Origin of the sequence: Sphingobacterium sp. BIGb0165 (assembly GCF_024810095.1) — a bacterium.
Lineage (GTDB): Bacteria > Bacteroidota > Bacteroidia > Sphingobacteriales > Sphingobacteriaceae > Sphingobacterium > Sphingobacterium detergens.
Map to the genome: position 1 here is coordinate 557242 of NZ_JANUEB010000004.1, position 17365 is coordinate 574606.

A 17365-nucleotide genomic window follows, 5' to 3' on the forward strand; every position below is an offset into this window, starting at 1 on the left:
AATTGAAAGATTGGGCTAAATCTTAACCAGGGGTGTTTCAGGCACTTCTGGTTAATCTTGTGGATCTAAAGGTTATCCGAAGTCTCTTTTCATTTTATCATTCATTTTAGGGTTTATATATAAGGGTTATTTAGAAACATATACCTGACGGCCCTGAATTTTGAAATGGGCCAGTCCCGAGGATTCAATTAGCTTCAGCACGGCAGACAGGTTGTTCTTGCGTGAAATCCAGCCACCGGCCTCCATATCCACGGGCACGCTGCTATCGTAGATAAATTCGACGTCGTACCATCGGGCAATCTTGCGCATCGCTGTTTTAAAGTTGATATGATTAAGGGAGAAGTCGCCTTCTTTCCAGTCTACAATTTCATCGATGTCCACTTCCATGACGGCGATTCCGTTGGACGTGGCAGCGGCCTGTTGTCCCGGGCGGATGATCTGGTTCTGTTGCCCATGGATGATCCTTACTGATCCTTCCAACAGTGTGGTATTGATCGCTGCCTCATCCGCATAGCTATTGATGTTGAAATGAGTTCCAAGTACTTCGAGCTCCTGATCACCCGTTTTGACCACAAAAGGATGCGCCTTGTCTTTTGCTACTTCAAAATAAGCCTCGCCGGTTAATTCCACCCTACGCTGTCCCTTACTGGTATAGAGTGCCGTACTGTAGGTCAGGCTAGAGGCGGCATTCAGCCATATCTTTGTTTGATCGGGAAGCGTCACGACATAGGTCTGGCCGTTGGTTGTGGATAAGGTATTGCTACTATGTGCATTGGTACTGCTCCCTAAGATCTGATACAGAATCTGACCGTCAGCTGTTTTGGTGACGGTGACACCAGCCTGACGGGCGATCTCACCTTGGCCCGCTTCACCCAAAAGAATCTGCTTCCCATTGGCGAGTGTAAGCGTCGCGCCGACGCTGCCGGGAGCGATGTCCTTATGCTGCGGCACAGTCACAAGTGTATTGTTGTGTGAAGACTGGCTATAATAAAAAATACCGGCCCCAAATGCAAATAGTAGGATGGCTGCCGCTGCAATACGCGGCCAGCGTCTGATTCTCTTTATCGGATACCCCGGCAGCTGCTGCCGGATCAGTTCCAGCTGCTGCTGTTTCTGTAGTTCGTCAAAACCGGAAACATCCGCTGTCTGCAGCTGATGGTACCAGCTTTCGACGATCGCCTGTTCTTCGGGAGTCGCTTGTCCCTCCAGATATTTAAGCAGTAATTTTTCTGATTCTTTCATTGGTTATTCAAGGCCTCATTGCTGGCCCTATATACCTATGACAAATAAAACGATGCAAACAAGTATCGAATCATTGAAAAAAAATAAAAAAATACATAAATATCAGATAATCAGAAATATAATAAAATAGAAAGGTCCCAGGTTTTTTCTTAGAATTTTGAGTACATTGGTCATTTGCTTGGCAATCGTATGCTCGGAGGTACCCAGGCGCTCCGCGATCTGCTTATGAGAGAGCCCCTCTTCGCGGCAGAGTTTGAACACCTCTTTCATCCGCGGCGGTAGGCTGTCTACCTCCTTTTGGATCAGTTCCTGAAATTCTTTTTCACGTATCTGCAGATCAATCAGGTAATTTCCTTCACGTATAAATTCCTGCAGTGAATCCAGGTAAGGAGCTTCTTTGCGGCGTTTATAAATTAGGTTGAGCGAGCGGTTTCGGATTGCTGTAAACAGATAATTGGCCAGTCCTGTTGTTAGGATCAACACCTCACGCTTCACCCAGAGTTCAGTAAAAAGATCCTGAATCAGATCCTGCACATCTTCGGCGCGGCCCAATTTTTTCCAGGCGTGCTGTTGCAGTGCATTTTTATACCGGTCATAAATTTCCAGATAGGCCGCATGATCGCTAGCCTTGAGAAGATTAACCAGCTCCGGGTCCGATAGATTACAATACTGCATCATCTGCTGCTTTCAACTATATTTTTGTCCGTCAATTCGTTTGGGTAGATCATGAGGAGTTCCTGCCTCAACTTGTCAATATTCGAGATTTATTTATCAATATTAAAGATTTATTTGCAATTGTCCTAAAATTTGATTGTTAAAATCAAGTGCCCTACAAAAAAAGAAAGCGCCGGTATTATAACCGGGCGCTCTCAAACTAAACCACCACTAAATAAACATATCTATCAATAAACGCAGTCTTTTTAAACTTCTATTCAAAGGCATTTAATTCCCCAAAACCGCCCGCATATGTTCCATAAGCTGTCAGTGTAAAGCGGAAATAACGCGCTTGTACAGGGGCATAGAAACTGATATTCCGAAGTTGGGGATTAGCCGCTGTACCTCCGGGCATGCTACCTGTATAAGAGCCCTGAACGGTCCAGTTGACCCCATCACTGCTGCTGGCCACACGCATGGCTGTAGGCGCCGAAATATACGTTGAACCAAAGTAATCCCAATATCGTGGTGTAAATGTAAATCCACGCACTTGTTTTGGGTTTTGCATATCCACTGTAAAGGTGACTGCTGGCGGGGTACCAAAGGCCAATGCCGAATGCCAGCCGGTTGCAAAATCATTGTCAAAGACCATAGCAGGTGTGCCCGCAGCAGCATAATCGTTGTCTGTGGAGCTTGCTGTTGCTGTCCAGCCCATACGATCTATGCGATTGCCCGTTGGTGTAGGGTTGGCGGGATCAATATTCTGCAGTTGCACCTCCACCGAAAAATAGGCTACCCCGCGGGTTTCATGCGGTGCTACCGGCCCCTCATCAACGATGCCTACGGGCAGCAGGTAACTGCGGCCCGGCGCAAAACTAGCGGTATTACGTAGTGCCAAAGCAAATGCTGTTGCCGCATTGAGGCTTCCACTGGCAATGGAAACGCTGGCCGGACTGAAAGCAAAGCTATTCGCTGGGAAAGCGACATAATTAGTCTGGTTGGCTTGATTGTAGGCCGCCAGCAGATCCTGCCGATCCCGTAGCGCGACCGTCAGCGCCTGACCAAAGGCCGTATTGACGCCTGCTGTCAGGTTTACAGCACCACTGATCACATCACCATTGGGTGTGCGGTTGATGATAATCGGTACCAGATGGTTGGTGGGTGCCCCATTGAGCTGTGTGGTAATTGGGTTAAAGGTCACCCGTAGATACATCACCTGCCGGTTGGTACTCAGTGGCAGATTGGAATCTGTACTGCTCAGACGTATCGGAACAATATAAGCTTTGCTTAAATCCAGGCCCGAAACCTGTCCCAGTCCCATGCGCAATGAATCCACGGAACGGAGTTGTCCGGTAGGAATACGAACCTGACCGTTGTTTTCCAAGACAAAAGCACCAAGTGGAAACCTTGCGGATACCGTATTATTGGTCTTGTCGTATACGGCGAGCAGTGTCGTGTCTATCGTGGCTACGACCTGTACATCCCGGTCGACAGCGCGGGTCAGTAGTACAGGAAAGGCTGTCCCCGCTCCTGCCAATACATTGTTACGTGCAGTGACATAACTAGCTGCCCCGCTGTTGTAGTTCAGCGAACCTGCGGGCAGATAGATGGTTAAATTTTCCGTGTCAACCTGATCTTTGGAGCAGGATGACAAAAGGAAAAACAATCCCCCCAGCAAAGAAAAGAGACTTTGCAAGCGGGAGTATTTGGGTAAAAAAGGAAATATTTTCATTTTTTAGGTTGTTAATCAAAAACAGATGGGTTAATTACTAATAAACGGCTGGATTCTGAATCTGAATCCCCCGGCGCAGGTAGTAATAAGATTGGGGCGGACGCGACTTGGCATCAGCCTCGATAATATACCCCCCAAAACCGCCCTTCCTACCCTGCGTTGGATTCCAGGTCGCCATGCCCAATACACTGCCAATGTTCACACCACCCAGCATAAAGGTGGTGCCGCTGGCTCCATATTGCTGCATATTCTCGGTAACCACAAATTTCTCGGGCGGTAATTCACCTAATCCATAGGTCTGAAAGCGGTTCTGTAGTCCCGCAAAACTCTGTGTGTTATAAGCCTGTTGGACCAGGTAATCGATATAAGGTTCAACTCCAGGTTCATTATAGCCATCGATAATTAGCAGCTTTCCTGTTCCAGATTTTGGTCCGAGGTACTTGCCTAATTCCTGAAACAAACGCAATACATTCGGATTCCGGCCATTCACCAGATACTTATTTCCAAATATGGTGTTGATTTCACTCGCTTCCCGGGGTTCATAATCCAGATCAAATCCATCCAATCCATATTTGCTGATGGTATCCGCGATGGATTTGGCTACACTGTCAATACTCTGCTGCACATCCATGTCAGGAAAATTTTTCAATCGTATCCGGTCCACCCCCGACCCAAACATCACCGAGACAAAGCGCGTTCCTTTCACGCGCTGGCAATAGCGCAGCTCCTCCCAGTTGGCCTCATCTTTGGGCATTCCGCCCCAGAGGCTGACAATATCCATGCTATCCGGAAGTCCCAGGTATCGGGGGGCCATATCAGGGCCGATTCCGCCCGCACCGCTGGCACCCCACCAGCCAAAACAAATGGCATGGTCACTTTTTTTATAGGCCCGTAAGGCCTCATAGTAGGCCTCGCTGCCAATGATCGGCTGCGTTGCGGCAAATACAATCGGCTCCGCGATATTCTGTTTGCTGCAATACTGAAAAACCAGACAGCATAACAGCGACAATACAGTTATTTTAATATATCTTTTCATGTTACATCTTTCTTGTGCAAACGTGTATTTCTATTCTTATCCATGAACTATTGTGGACAGCGTACACCAGGTACCCAGGCAATATTGGTCGACGAGGTCAGGTGGTTATTCTTTCCCGAACTATCCATTGCCCGATTTCCATTGCCTTCATTCAGCTTCCAATAGCCCAGCAGATCAGCATCTGAAGGATTTACGGCACAGACGAAAGTCCGCAGTTGCCGTCGTGTCCGCAAGCTCTTCCATATCCGAAATTCGCTGACTGTGGCACCGGTCCCGGTTGCGTATGGTGTAATGGCACATTCACTGAGTGTCAATCCTGCATAAGGAGTCTGACCCACCAGTTCCCCATTGATATAGAGTGTGACCACACCACTGGCATAAGTGATGGCAAAATGGTACCAGGTATTCAGCGTGGCCTTCGCTGTGGTTGTCATAAAGGCCGAACTTGGAAAGCGGATATCAATGGCGCCCTCGCTGTTGACCAAAAACTGTAAACCACAGCCGTTAAAAATATCCGAGCGCCAGTTGCCCGCGACACCAAAGGCTCTGGTCATATTAAAACGGCCTTCAAAGGTGAAATTGTTGTACGGCTTGCCATTGGCATCCGCCCCAAAAACAGCGACGGGAACCGGCAGGTTGGCATTTTGGGCTGCAAAACCTACTGTTGTCTTGGTCACCAGCACCAAGGCGACATCCGAGCCCGACAGCACCGGGCTGCTCGCTGGTGCGATCTTTACGGGAACCACATACTGTGCGCCATCGATATATTCTGGCCATTCTCTGACCGTGACTGTAATATTTTCCTGTCCTAGAGCCGTCCCCGCTGCAATGGCCACGGAGCGACTGGAAAGTGTAACAGCCGATTGTGGCGCCAGCTGATATTCTGTAAAATTCCGGCGGTTAAAGTCATTCAGATAGTCCTGCCCCAGGATATCAACACGTACATCTTCCGTTGCGCCCATAGTATAGGAAGAACCAATGGTAAGCGCTGTCGTGCCCGTACCACCATCCAAAGCCAGGGTCACAACCGGGTTGTTTGCCGTCTGCCGGATAAAAACAAGATTGTCAAAGTCCTGTTGCTGCTGTTGCTTGCAGCCTGCAATAAAACAAGTGACTGCCCCCACGAAGATCATCCAACTAAACCAGCTCCGCATATATTGATCTATTTTGTTCATAATTTTGTCGTATTTAAAAAATGAATAACCCGTTTTAATTACCCTTGCGGTCCCACCAAAGCCTTGTACCACCATTGTCAGGTCCGCCCAACAGTGCAATCCCCTGTGTCAGATTGGCCTGATTCAGCTGATATTCACTGGCGGGGTATGGTAAACGCCGCACCTGCACAGCCGTATTGACTGTACCGCCGCTCTGGTTGAGGACAACAGGAAATAGCTTGGGGTAACCTGTGCGTCGGAATTCAGACCAGGCTTCCTGCCCATTTGGATACATCGCAATCCATTTTTGTGTAATAATCCGTTCGAGCTTAAGTTCATTGCTTGCACCCTCCTCCCAGCGGATTGTCAATGTCGGCAATAGACCGGATCCGGCGCCCACGCTATTGCTGCCCACAGGATCCTGGTATGGAGAAGGACGGCGGTCGCTGTTCTGGATATAACTGTCTACTCCCGAAACGCCCCATTGGGCAAAGGAAGTCCGGATGCCATTTTCATAGAGCTCTTGTACGGTACCCCCCATATTCCAGCCGCGCATGGCCCCTTCGGCACGCAGAAAGTATACTTCTGCTGCAGGCATCCAGATCACATTAAAATCTGACCGGAGCACCGAAAACGGCCTGTAGAGCGAATTATCCGGCATATTAATGCCTAGACGGATACCGCGGTATCGCCCTGCAGGATCAGCGCCACGGGTGGATGGCATAAACAAACGTGGTAATCTAGGATCCGCATAGCCCGTCAGGTAAGATTCCATAATGGCGCTGAGCCTTGTTTCATTATAGGCTTCGGACAAGGTTTGCAAGGGATTGTTGTAGGTCGTTCCCTCGATCCCCTGCATGGTGGCATTATCGGTATTTTCCATAATCACACCATCCTGCATGGCCTCTTCGGCATATTTTTTGGCATTGACGGGATCAACATAAGCCATTCGCATCGCCAAGCGAAGTTTCAGTGAATTGGCAAAACGGATCCACTGCCTGTAATTTCCGCGGTAAACAGCATCAAAGTAGCGCAATGGTGTTGCACCAATCTCCGCGAAAGGTTTTAAGGCAACCACAGCTGAATCCAGATCAGTAAAAAATGACTGATAAATCTTGTCCATCGGGTCATAAGGCGAACCCAACTCCCCTAATACGGTCCCCGTTTTAAAATAAGGGATCGGCCCGAACATATCCACCGTGCGGTGTGCAGCCTGTACTTTGATGATTTTTGCTACCGCAAGAATATCTGGACTTGCTGCCGCATAACGTGCGATGGTATCATAATTTCGTACAATATTGGTATAATATTGGTTGAAAGGTGCACTATTCCAGGTGACGGCATTAAAATTATAGGTAGTATGATCACCCGCAGCATTCCAGCGGTTGGCCATACCATGATAACCACCAAAGATGTCACCGACGAGGTTTTCAACCAGTTGATAGGAATTGGCGGCATTGGTGCCAGTGCCACCTACGGGAAAGACACTTTCTTCCATTTGCCTAAAAAAGCCACCCAGGTAGACATTGTCCTGATTGATCCGATTTGCCGGCAAGGCATTGGGGTCGGTATTGTATTTTTCAAAATTCTTGGTACAGGAAAAAAGAAGTACACTGATCAGGACAGGTAATAATCCTTGAACTACATTCCACGAGAATCTTCGTTCCTTCTTTGCGTTATGATATGTTTTCATCATCGTTTAAATGTTAGAATTGTGCCCGAATACTGAACCCTAGACTTTTCAGGCTAGGTTGCCTGAAATAATCAAATCCTTGAAAGTACGTTCCTGTAGAAGGTGTACTCTCGGGGTCGAATGGAGCCTTGTTGTACAACATAAATAGATTATTACCAATAATGGAAGCATTGATGCTTTTGATCCATTTGCCCAAATATTGCTGTGGAATGGTATAGCCGAACGCCAGTTCGCGCAGCCGTATATTTGTGGCGCTATAGACATAATAGGCCAGCACACCATTGGTGCCACTGCCCATCTGGGTATAATACTGTTCCACATTTGGATACGGGGCACCGTTGACGGTGACATAACCCAGATCACGCGCATCGGCCGTCGTCTGCGAAACACCATATGCATCTAACATGGCCTGCGTTGCAGATACACCCACGCCGCCAAATCGTCCAAATACCAAAAAGCTTAAATTGAAATTCTTATAGCGGAAACTGTTGTTAAAACCTATTGTATAGTTTGGATCCGCATTTCCCGCATAGAAATATTCCCGGTTATCCACAGATACACCCGGATTCAGTGCGATATAGCCATTTTGATCCCGTGCAAGTTTTGATGTGATGTAGATTGCACTCATATTGCCACCAACGGCAACCTTTTGCTGATAGCTGCCGCCACCGGCGATATTGATGGTATCTGTTGCCACGCGTCTGCCATCAGCACCGACAGTGGAATACAGCTCTTTGGCGGTATTCCTGTTCAGTGTAAAGACAGCATTGCTATTCCAGTTGACCGCGCCGAGCGTTCCGTTGTACCCTAGATTGGCTTCAATCCCTTTGTTATTCACCCGTCCTGCATTGAGCAAGAAAGATTGATTTCCACCACTGGTCGCAGACTGCGTGATCGTAAAAATCTGATCATAGGTATTGGTATTGTACAGGGTGACATCCAAATTGATTTTGTCCTTCAAAAATTTGAGGTTCAGCCCCGCTTCCCAGGCGTCGGTACGTTCCGGACGGAGTGGATAGCGCAGTGGCGTATTCTGGTTGATACCACCCGTTGCGAGCAGGTACACCTGCGGGCCACCTTCGTAAAGACGGGGTGGATTGCCGACCTGTGAAAAGTTGGCCCGAACTTTCAGGTAGGACAGCGCATTGGATTTGATTTCCGGAAAGGCATCCGTCAATATCGCCGATACACCGATTGATGGATAGGTCAGATACAGCTTGGAATCCTTATTGAAATACAACTGCGAATACCAGTCGTAACGGTAGGAACCGTCGAGGAACAGCATATTTTTATAGGCAAGGCTAAAATTTCCGAGCAGCGACTGAAAGCTGGTCTTATCCGGCTGGCGGGCCGTTCCAGAGCCGGCTCCCGTGCCTGTAGATCCACTGATATTGTCTGTTGTGAACACATTGGGCGGCGAACCCTGCGCGATACCACCACCTGCAGCCAGAAAACGGGAGGATGACTCCACACGCGAACCGCCCACATTGGCTGTCAGGGTAAAATCGCCAAAGGTTTTGTTGATGTTGGCCAAAAGGTCTCCATACAGCGCCTGGGTATTGTTTTCATTGATAAAAAAAGCACCACCATAGCCTGCGAACAGCATATCTGTGCTGGCATACATCTTACGGTCTGACGTTAAACGCGTATGGTCCAGCTTAGCCCTTCCTGTAATGTTTAACCAGTCATTGACCTTATATTTTAAGGAACCTCCCAGTAGGATTCTGGTGGTATTATTTTCCAAAGGAATGCGGTAGGCTGTCCAGTATGGATTCTGCATCTGAAAAGGTGCACCACCAAATGGCCAGTACTGCGTAGGAAACAAACGGTCTGGATTATAACGCTCAAATGCTTTGATGGCTTCAAAATTTCCGCCCGGAGGAAAGAGATAAACAGGAACAATCGGATTATGATACAATCCCTGTGCAACCATATTCCGTTCCATTTGCGATAGGTACATGCCATTCAGGTCCAGCTGCAGCTTATCATCCAGAAAACTTGAGGTATTCCGGAAGGAGAAATTATAGCGGCTCAAGTTGTTATTGGGAATAATCCCCCGGCCCTGTGTCATACCACCCGAAAAGAAGGTCTGGTTGTTTTCTTTACCCGTATCAAATGTAAAACCGGTCATCGATGTTGCTCCCGTCTGGAAAAAATCTGCAGGACGGTAGCTTGAGGGTTCGGTCAATTTTGGTCCCCAGCTGAAATAACTACCCTCGTCACTACGGCCATAGGTATTTTGAAACTTAGGCATCACGAGCGGTGTCATAAAATTGGTGTTGTTCATCAGGCTGAGGCTTGTTCTACCCTTTTGTCCCGATTTGGTATTAATTATAATCACACCATTTTGTCCCTGACTACCATAGAGCGCTGCAGCTGCTGCACCGGTCAAGGTCGAGATGCTTTCAATATCATCCGGATTAATCATCGAAATAATATCACTGCCTGTGCTTGCTGAAAAGATATCATTGATCTGTCCCGCAGGCATATTGGTCCGCAAATCTGTTGTATTGAGTACGGGAACACCGTCTATAACGTATAAGGCATTGTTATTCCCTGTAATGGATTTGGTACCACGCATGACGACGCGGGTTGCACCACCGATACCCGAAGAACTGGCATTGATCGTTACCCCGGCAATTTTACCCGTTAGGCTATTGACGAAATTCGGATCCCGGTTGCGGGTCAGTTCCTCGCCCTTGACATCCTGTATATTATAGGTCAGCGAACGGGTAGACTTTTTTATACCCAGGGCCGTGACAACGACAGCATCCAGCACATTGTCACCGGGAGAAAGTGAAATGGAAATCCGGTCCTGAAGCGATACAATGGTATAATCCTTTGTATCGTAGCCTACAAAGCGTACTTCGAGCACATCATTTACTTTCGCCTGGGGCAAGGTAAAAAGTCCATCTTTATCCGTATCCGTACTGAGATTTTTACCTTTTAGAAAGACTGTCGCCCCTTGCAGCGGTTTTCCGCTGGGATCGGTCACTTTACCTGAAATACCCTGTTGCTGATTAGTCGCCCTGGTTGAGGTGGGCAACTCCTTTTTCTGGCTATCGCGATTGATCATAATCGCGTTATCCTTGATGTTGTATTGCAGATCTGTGCCATCCAGCAGCTTGCTCATGACCTGGTGGATTGTAGCCTGATTAAAATCAACATCGATTGCTCTTTTGTCATTAAATATCTGATTAGAATAAAGGATATTATATCCTGTTTCCTTGTTTATTGCTTTAATCAGATCAGCCATCTTGATAGACTGTTTTTTGAGTGTAAATAGCGTCTGTCCGGCCGCCGAAACTGTACAATAGACGACCAGTACAGCTGTGCACATGGCTCTAGCTAGTTTAAATATGGTTAACCTCATAATTTTTGAAGTATTTTTTAAAAATTGGTTTGTTCTAAGCTTTAATTGGGTTAAAAATGAAGGTTTTGTTTCCAGTAAATCATAGGCAATGGTTATGGGTTTACAATAATTGTTTTATGCTGTATACTGATTTTCAGATCACTTGCCCCCTGCAGTAGTTCAAGGATCTTTTCAACATCGGCATAGCGCGATATTTTTCCACTAAATGTGGTGTGTTTGCTGGCTTCGGCTTTATTGATATAAATGACATCCACATTATACCAACGGGCCACTCTGGTCAGGATAGACTCCAAAGATTCATCCCTAAAAATAAATTCATTGTGTTTCCAGTCCACGTAATCATCCACGTCCACCTGCGCGACCGAGATCTGTTTTCCTTTGACCCGCGACTGTTGTCCCGGCGCTAATACGCGCTCTTTGTTGATTTCCACTTTTCCCTCCAGTAGTGTGGTCATACTGTTATTGAGATCATAGGTATTGACATTGAAGACCGTGCCCAGGACGCGAACCTCCTGCTGGTCGCTTTTGACAATAAAAGGCCGCTGTTTATCCTTAGCCACCACAAAGTAGCCTTCACCCTTTAACTCTACAGTGCGCAGTTTATCATGTGTCAGGTCTGTGGGAAAGCGCAGTGAAGAAGCGGCGTTGAGTGTCACTTCCGAACCATCGGAAAGTTCAATCTGGAATTGACCACCCCGAGGGGTCTCTATCACCTGATATTCACCGGGGATAACGGCATCTTTGCTGACCACATATTTTAGTTGACCATCGCTGGTGCGGGTCACGGTGATTCCCGATGCGCTAACAGCTTGCTCGGCAGAAAGTTCTATTTTCTTACCATTGGCAAGCGTCAGGACAGCCTTGTCAGAGCCGGGAACGACTTTGTCGCCAATCTGTTGAACGATCGTATTGGAATGCTTTTGGTTGATACGCCAGACCAATACACTGGCCAGCGCCAGGATCAGAACTGCGGCAGCATAAGGCAGATAACGTTTCCAGCCGATCTGGCGGATTGGCTGCGCTTGTCTCGATGCGATCTTTGCGTCGAGTTGTTTGAGCAAGAGCTGCTTCTGCAGCATGGAAAGCTCTACCCGATCAGCTTCGGGCAGTTTTTCAATCCAGAGCTCCAATAACATTCTTTCCTCTTCTGAACAAGAGTTATTGGCGTACTTTTCTAAAAGTATGTCTAACTTATTTACATCCATAATTGGCAACTTATACTATGATGTTGCACAAGTCGGCCTTTGGTAGTAGAAAAAAATGAAATTATTTTTGGGAGAGCAAATAACTGATGATGACGATGACTTTGGCCTGGTCCGAACTTATCTTGGAGCGGAAGATTTTAAGCACATTGTTAATCTGCTTTTTGACCGTTTTTTCAGATATATTAAGTTCTTCGGCTATTTCACGATAGGAAAGATAATCCTCTCTGCTCATGCGGAAAACCTGCTGCATTTTGGGTGGCAGTTTTGCAATTTCGCGTTCGATAAAGTCTTTCACCTGTTTTTCCTGAATCACATCCAAAATGGGGTCGTAGAAAGCACTGAGATGCGCTACTAGGCTCTCGGCATATTTTTCCCTAGTTTTCTGTTTGCGTAGGCTAAGCAGCATCTGCTTACGTACCGACATATAGAGCCATGCCAATGGCGTCTCCAGCTGAAGTTCATGGCGGCGCATCCACAGTGAAGCGAATACTTCCTGTACAAAATCATTGGTTTCCTCCTCATCCACATGCAGGCGCGTGGCGTATTGAAGAAGGTCCTGAAGATGTCTTAAATAAAGTTCAGTAAAGCCGGCATAATCATCCTGGCCAATTAAAACCATTAATTGTTGATCAGAAAGTTGGCTATAATCTATCTCTTTTTGCATGGTAGTACTGTCAAATACTAATGTAGTAAAAGTAATCAAATATAGTTTTTCTCCTGAAATATTCTTAAAAATCTTAAACCTGCGTTGAGACGATGCAGCAACTTGTCGCGAAGTCAAGCCCTGCTTCCAAAGTTATGGGCGCACACCGTTAGAACTTATGATTTATACCAAATTGTATGATTTGATTGATCAGCGGAAGCAGTTCTTTTCCCATATCTGTCAGCGTATATTCTACTTTTGGCGGGATTTCGGCAAAGGACTTTTTATGGACGAATCCCTTATCGCATAAAAACTTAAGTTGGCTGATCAGCATTTTTTCACTGATCCCTACGATACAACGCTTAAGTTCTCCATAGCGGATTGTCCGTTCATTGATCTGGAAAATAATAAGCATTGTCCATTTTCCACCTATGATTTCAAGGGTTTTTCGTAGTGGACAACTCTCGTCAGAAATATTTATATTCATTTTATATTGTTGATAATCAACTATTCTTAATTTTAGGTAAGTACCCTACCTTAAGGTAGGTACTTGTATGTAAGGGTGCTAATTTAGACATTTGTACTCTATTTAAACCATTAAAATTAAAATGATATGTCAAAAAATGTAGCGATCGTTCAATCTTATTTTGATGCAGTGTCCAAAGGAGACTTTGATACCGTAGGGAGTTTATTTGCCGATGATGTTATATGGTACCAGCCAGGTGATGGTATTCAATCTGGAACATATAATGGAAAGGAAGCTGTATTTGCCCATTTAGGTAATTTTATGAAATGGAGCAACGGGACCTTTGTCATTGATGAAATCGAATATTTAAGTAGCAATGCTGATCTTGTCAGTGCTGCGATCCACTTTAAAGCGGAAAAAGGAGATTTAAAACTTGCCATGAAGGGTATGGATTTATTGCGGGTCGAAGACAGCAAGATCAAGGAAGTGTGGTTGTTTTCAGAGAGAATAGCGGATGAAGATGCTTTCTGGAATGCCGCTTCAAAAGATTAGTCGATTTAAAGTGGGAATGTTGCTGGTAAATATTCCCGCTTTATATCAAGGCTTTTCACGTCTGCATGGCGATATCAACATGAACCTTAATTTTTCCATGAGGTAAACCACAACTTTTGATTGCCGATGAAAATAAAATTAATTGTTCAGAGATAGTACTGTTGAATTATCCTGATCCACCTGCAATTCCTTTAGTAAAATATCCCTAATCATATTTCGCATTCTTACATCATCTATCGCAGATTTAACGATCTTTATGTCATAATATTTATCACTTTCACATTCGCGTCTAATCTTTTCCGAAAAAGCTTTGTCCTGCCCTTTATGTCGGATCAGGATATTGGTTTCCTTTTCAGCTATTTTTTTGATGGTCAGCGTCCAGACAAGCCCATATGCTGAAATGAATAGCGGTTTTTTAGGAGGTATTACTGATGCTGTTTTATCCTTTAGCTCGTATTCATATAACATATAAATACTGGGTTTGTAAGGATCAGTTTTAGCTTCTGACAGTAGTCGTTCGTATTCCTTTTCGTTATCAACGAGAAGCTGGTTATTTGTGTTGCGCTCCGTGATTTCAAAAGCAGCGCTGCTATCGTTTTCATAAATTGAGGTAAGACTGGGAGACTCACTTTTTCCCAAACGTGCTGCCAGTTCAGGTATTGCTGCTTTTACGCGGTCAAATCCCGCCATTAACTTGACACTATAAAATTCTGGGACAGAATTTTGTCCACTAAGTCTACTAACAGCCGCGAAACAAATGACTACGATAATGGCAAACTTGTTCATACGATGATTTAAGCTAAGTCTTTAACCGGTTATATTATAAAGATAAAAATTACACAGCAGACGACATAGTTTTTTTGGTTAAAACGATCATTTTTTCGCTGATCTTGTTCAGAATGAGCAGCAAACCTTTTTCGAAAGCTCCTCTTTTGTAATCCGTATCTTGGTTACAAGATTCAGTAATTGGGGTAAGCGGTCTACCAGCCAATCTGTTATTAAGCAAAGCTATAGTTTCAAAAAAATGGGTTTGCAACAAATAATTAAAGAAAAAGTAAAAATGCCTATTGGCAAAAATAGAAAGTTGCATTCGAACTGAAGACAGGAGAATAATAAATGTAAAAAAAACACTTAAAAATTATTACCTAATTTATATCTTTGGTTTAACAGTACATAAGCTCATAAAAACCAATAACCAAATCGTCGCATAACGTTATTATGCAGTTGATTAGATACCCTGAATTTAAAATGAAATTAAAGAGTCCTCTTTCTCTCACGATCCTTACATTGTTCTTTTGTTCCTCTTTATTTGCACAGACATCCAAAGAGCTCAATTATTTCGATCTACAGGATGTCCGATTATTACCAAGCCCCTTTTATCATGCGCAACAGCTTGATTTTCAGTATTTATTGGAGATGGATCCCGATCGTCTCCTCGCTCCATTCTTAAGGGAAGCGGGATTAGCAGTTGTTAAAGAATCTTATACAAATTGGGAGAACACGGGTTTGGACGGTCATATTGGTGGTCATTATCTTTCCGCGCTCGCTAATATGTACGCCTCCACTGGAGATTTACGCATCAAGAAACGACTTGATTATATGCTTGTAAACCTGCAGCACTGTCAGCAGGCAAATGGAAATGGCTATATCGGCGGTGTCCCCGGTGGTAAGCGCATCTGGGAAGAGATTTATGCGGGGAATATCCAGTCAAGTACCTTTAGCCTAAACGGAAGGTGGGTCCCGCTTTACAATATTCATAAAACCTATGCCGGGTTGCGGGACGTCTACTTGCTAACCGCTGATAAAAGCGCTAAAAATATGCTTATTGCGATGACGGATTGGGCTTGTAAATTAGTTTCTCAACTGTCTGATACCCAGATTCAGGACATGTTACGCAGTGAACATGGCGGGCTCAATGAAAGTTTTGCCGATGTTGCAGCAATTACTCAAAACCCCAAATACCTGGAGCTTGCGCGAAAATTCTCCCATCAGTCTATCCTGCTTCCCTTAACGCAACATCAGGATAAATTGACGGGCCTACACGCCAATACGCAGATCCCAAAAGTCCTTGGTTTTGCCCGGATTGCAGAACTCTCCAATGACAGGGAATGGACCGCGGCTGTACGCTACTTCTGGGATAATGTGGTATTGCATAGATCCATTGCTATCGGCGGAAATAGCGTCAGTGAACACTTTAATCCAACAGACGATTTTTCGAAAATGGTTCAGAGCATCGAAGGGCCCGAGACCTGTAACACCTACAATATGCTGCGGCTCACAAAAATGTTGTACCGTACAGACCAACAGGCCAAATACCTTGATTTTTACGAAAGGGCATTATACAATCATATCTTGTCCAGCCAGCATCCCGAACATGGTGGACTTGTATACTTTACACAGATCCGCCCCGGACATTATCGCGTCTATTCGCAACCCCACACCAGTATGTGGTGCTGTGTAGGCTCGGGAATGGAAAATCATGCCAAGTATGGCGAAATGATTTATGCCCATCAACAGGATGACTTGTACGTTAATCTCTTTATTCCCTCCCGATTACATTGGAAAGAAAAAGGCATCGAGATTATTCAGGATAACAATTTTCCAAAAGAAGCCTTTACCTCGCTGATCATTAACTCCAAAATCGAACATGAATTTACACTTTATATACGTAAACCTAAGTGGTTGAAAAACAATCCTAAAATTTCAATAAACGAAAGAACTTATCCCATTACAGATTCCACAGAGACACATATCATCATAAAACGAAGCTGGAAGCCCGGTGATCGCCTACGTATGGAGTTGCCGATGGAAACCCAGGTCGAACAGCTGCCTGACCGAAGTAACTATTACAGCCTATCCTATGGTCCTGTTGTGCTCGCCGCACGTTCGGGAACGAGTGATCTCACAGGACTAAAGGCCGACGATAGCCGGATGGGCCATATCGCATCTGGAAAACAGACCCCATTGCGCGATATCCCTATCCTTGTCGCTGATCCTAAGGCGATCCCGACACTGATCCATCCGATCTCCGATAGACCATTGCATTTTACGCTCACAGGACTTCGTCAAGGGAAAGACAGCCTAAAAATGGAACTTGAACCTTTCTATGGTATTCACGATAGTAGGTATATTCTGTATTGGCCACAAACAACTGCCAGCCAACTTCAACAGCTGCAGGATAAAATTGAAAGGGATGAACGCGAAAGTCTCGCCCTCACTGCAATCACGGTGGACAAGGTGATTGCGGGTGAACAACAGCCGGAATCGGATCACTTCTTTCGGGAAGAAAATAGCAAGGCCGGGAGCACTGACGATACGCGTTGGCGTGAAACCAGGGGTTGGTTCAGTTACCAGCTAAAAAATACAGACGCTAGTGCACTATACCTGAAATTTATGACAGATACTGCCCTGCGGAGTACCGAAATCATCGTTAATGGAATCCTTATTGAAACTCTAAAGAGCACCGATAGCAGTGCTGTTGTTGCAACCTCGCGCATAAAGCTTCCTGAAGGAAATACCGCGATGCCCACCATAGAAGTAAAAATCAAGGGGACAGCAAGGTCCCCTAGTCATAAAATTTTAGAAATACGGACACTCCGCTCGGATGAATAAGCC

General features: G+C 45.4%; 13 protein-coding genes. 2 read left to right on the plus strand and 11 right to left on the minus strand.

Features of this window, described 5'->3' with window-relative positions:
* Nucleotides 1-126: 126 nt before the first annotated feature.
* The 10 genes from M2408_RS11855 to M2408_RS11900 form a co-directional block, all read right to left on the minus strand.
* Nucleotides 127-876 (minus strand): FecR family protein, encoded by a 750-nt coding sequence (locus M2408_RS11855; RefSeq protein ID WP_259182012.1) that lies wholly within the window; start codon nucleotides 874-876, stop codon nucleotides 127-129.
* Between the two features lie 468 nt (nucleotides 877-1344).
* On the minus strand, nucleotides 1345-1920 hold the full coding sequence (locus M2408_RS11860) for an RNA polymerase sigma factor (protein WP_259182015.1): 576 nt from the start codon (nucleotides 1918-1920) through the stop codon (nucleotides 1345-1347).
* A 250-nt stretch (nucleotides 1921-2170) separates the two neighbouring features.
* A complete protein-coding gene (locus M2408_RS11865; RefSeq protein ID WP_259182016.1) occupies nucleotides 2171-3628 on the minus strand; it encodes a BT_3987 domain-containing protein in 1458 nt (485 codons plus the stop codon).
* Nucleotides 3629-3665: 37 nt separating this feature from the next.
* Entirely contained in the window at nucleotides 3666-4664 is a 999-nt protein-coding gene (locus M2408_RS11870) for a glycoside hydrolase family 18 (protein WP_259182021.1), read from the minus strand.
* A 47-nt stretch (nucleotides 4665-4711) separates the two neighbouring features.
* Nucleotides 4712-5839: a DUF1735 and LamG domain-containing protein gene (locus M2408_RS11875; RefSeq protein WP_259182023.1), complete on the minus strand. Its 1128-nt coding sequence runs from the start codon at nucleotides 5837-5839 to the stop codon at nucleotides 4712-4714.
* 34 nt (nucleotides 5840-5873) lie between these two features.
* Nucleotides 5874-7514 (minus strand): RagB/SusD family nutrient uptake outer membrane protein, encoded by a 1641-nt coding sequence (locus tag M2408_RS11880; RefSeq protein ID WP_259182025.1) that lies wholly within the window; start codon nucleotides 7512-7514, stop codon nucleotides 5874-5876.
* Between the two features lie 10 nt (nucleotides 7515-7524).
* Nucleotides 7525-10884, minus strand: coding sequence for a SusC/RagA family TonB-linked outer membrane protein (locus M2408_RS11885; protein ID WP_259182026.1), 3360 nt, complete (start codon nucleotides 10882-10884; stop codon nucleotides 7525-7527).
* A gap of 92 nt (nucleotides 10885-10976) precedes the next feature.
* Nucleotides 10977-12089 carry a FecR family protein gene (locus M2408_RS11890; RefSeq protein ID WP_259182029.1) on the minus strand — a complete coding sequence of 371 codons (1113 nt, stop codon included), beginning with the start codon at nucleotides 12087-12089 and terminating at the stop codon, nucleotides 10977-10979.
* Between the two features lie 61 nt (nucleotides 12090-12150).
* Entirely contained in the window at nucleotides 12151-12753 is a 603-nt protein-coding gene (locus M2408_RS11895) for an RNA polymerase sigma factor (RefSeq protein ID WP_259182032.1), read from the minus strand.
* Between the two features lie 148 nt (nucleotides 12754-12901).
* Complete coding sequence (locus M2408_RS11900) at nucleotides 12902-13219, minus strand: helix-turn-helix domain-containing protein (protein ID WP_120257594.1); 318 nt, start codon at nucleotides 13217-13219, stop codon at nucleotides 12902-12904.
* Nucleotides 13220-13345: 126 nt separating this feature from the next.
* Between M2408_RS11900 and M2408_RS11905 the strand changes: the two genes are divergently transcribed.
* Nucleotides 13346-13750 carry a nuclear transport factor 2 family protein gene (locus M2408_RS11905; protein WP_259182037.1) on the plus strand — a complete coding sequence of 135 codons (405 nt, stop codon included), beginning with the start codon at nucleotides 13346-13348 and terminating at the stop codon, nucleotides 13748-13750.
* A gap of 138 nt (nucleotides 13751-13888) precedes the next feature.
* Here M2408_RS11905 and M2408_RS11910 read toward each other — a convergent pair whose 3' ends face one another.
* Nucleotides 13889-14536, minus strand: coding sequence for a hypothetical protein (locus M2408_RS11910; protein WP_259182039.1), 648 nt, complete (start codon nucleotides 14534-14536; stop codon nucleotides 13889-13891).
* Between the two features lie 462 nt (nucleotides 14537-14998).
* Here M2408_RS11910 and M2408_RS11915 point away from each other — a divergent pair, with 462 nt between their 5' ends.
* On the plus strand, nucleotides 14999-17362 hold the full coding sequence (locus tag M2408_RS11915; RefSeq protein WP_259182040.1) for a glycoside hydrolase family 127 protein: 2364 nt from the start codon (nucleotides 14999-15001) through the stop codon (nucleotides 17360-17362).
* Nucleotides 17363-17365: the final 3 nt, after the last annotated feature.

What these genes read in the sequence shown, in the direction of transcription:
- M2408_RS11860 (WP_259182015.1), bottom strand. Translation starts at nt 1,920, where the DNA reads ATGATGCAGTATTGTAATCTATCGGACCCGGAGCTGGTTAATCTTCTC.
- M2408_RS11865 (WP_259182016.1), bottom strand. Translation starts at nt 3,628, where the DNA reads ATGAAAATATTTCCTTTTTTACCCAAATACTCCCGCTTGCAAAGTCTC.
- M2408_RS11870 (WP_259182021.1), bottom strand. Translation starts at nt 4,664, where the DNA reads ATGAAAAGATATATTAAAATAACTGTATTGTCGCTGTTATGCTGTCTG.
- M2408_RS11875 (WP_259182023.1), bottom strand. Translation starts at nt 5,839, where the DNA reads ATGAACAAAATAGATCAATATATGCGGAGCTGGTTTAGTTGGATGATC.
- M2408_RS11880 (WP_259182025.1), bottom strand. Translation starts at nt 7,514, where the DNA reads ATGATGAAAACATATCATAACGCAAAGAAGGAACGAAGATTCTCGTGG.
- M2408_RS11885 (WP_259182026.1), bottom strand. Translation starts at nt 10,884, where the DNA reads ATGAGGTTAACCATATTTAAACTAGCTAGAGCCATGTGCACAGCTGTA.
- M2408_RS11890 (WP_259182029.1), bottom strand. Translation starts at nt 12,089, where the DNA reads ATGGATGTAAATAAGTTAGACATACTTTTAGAAAAGTACGCCAATAAC.
- M2408_RS11895 (WP_259182032.1), bottom strand. Translation starts at nt 12,753, where the DNA reads ATGCAAAAAGAGATAGATTATAGCCAACTTTCTGATCAACAATTAATG.
- M2408_RS11900 (WP_120257594.1), bottom strand. Translation starts at nt 13,219, where the DNA reads ATGAATATAAATATTTCTGACGAGAGTTGTCCACTACGAAAAACCCTT.
- M2408_RS11905 (WP_259182037.1), top strand. Translation starts at nt 13,346, where the DNA reads ATGTCAAAAAATGTAGCGATCGTTCAATCTTATTTTGATGCAGTGTCC.
- M2408_RS11910 (WP_259182039.1), bottom strand. Translation starts at nt 14,536, where the DNA reads ATGAACAAGTTTGCCATTATCGTAGTCATTTGTTTCGCGGCTGTTAGT.
- M2408_RS11915 (WP_259182040.1), top strand. Translation starts at nt 14,999, where the DNA reads ATGAAATTAAAGAGTCCTCTTTCTCTCACGATCCTTACATTGTTCTTT.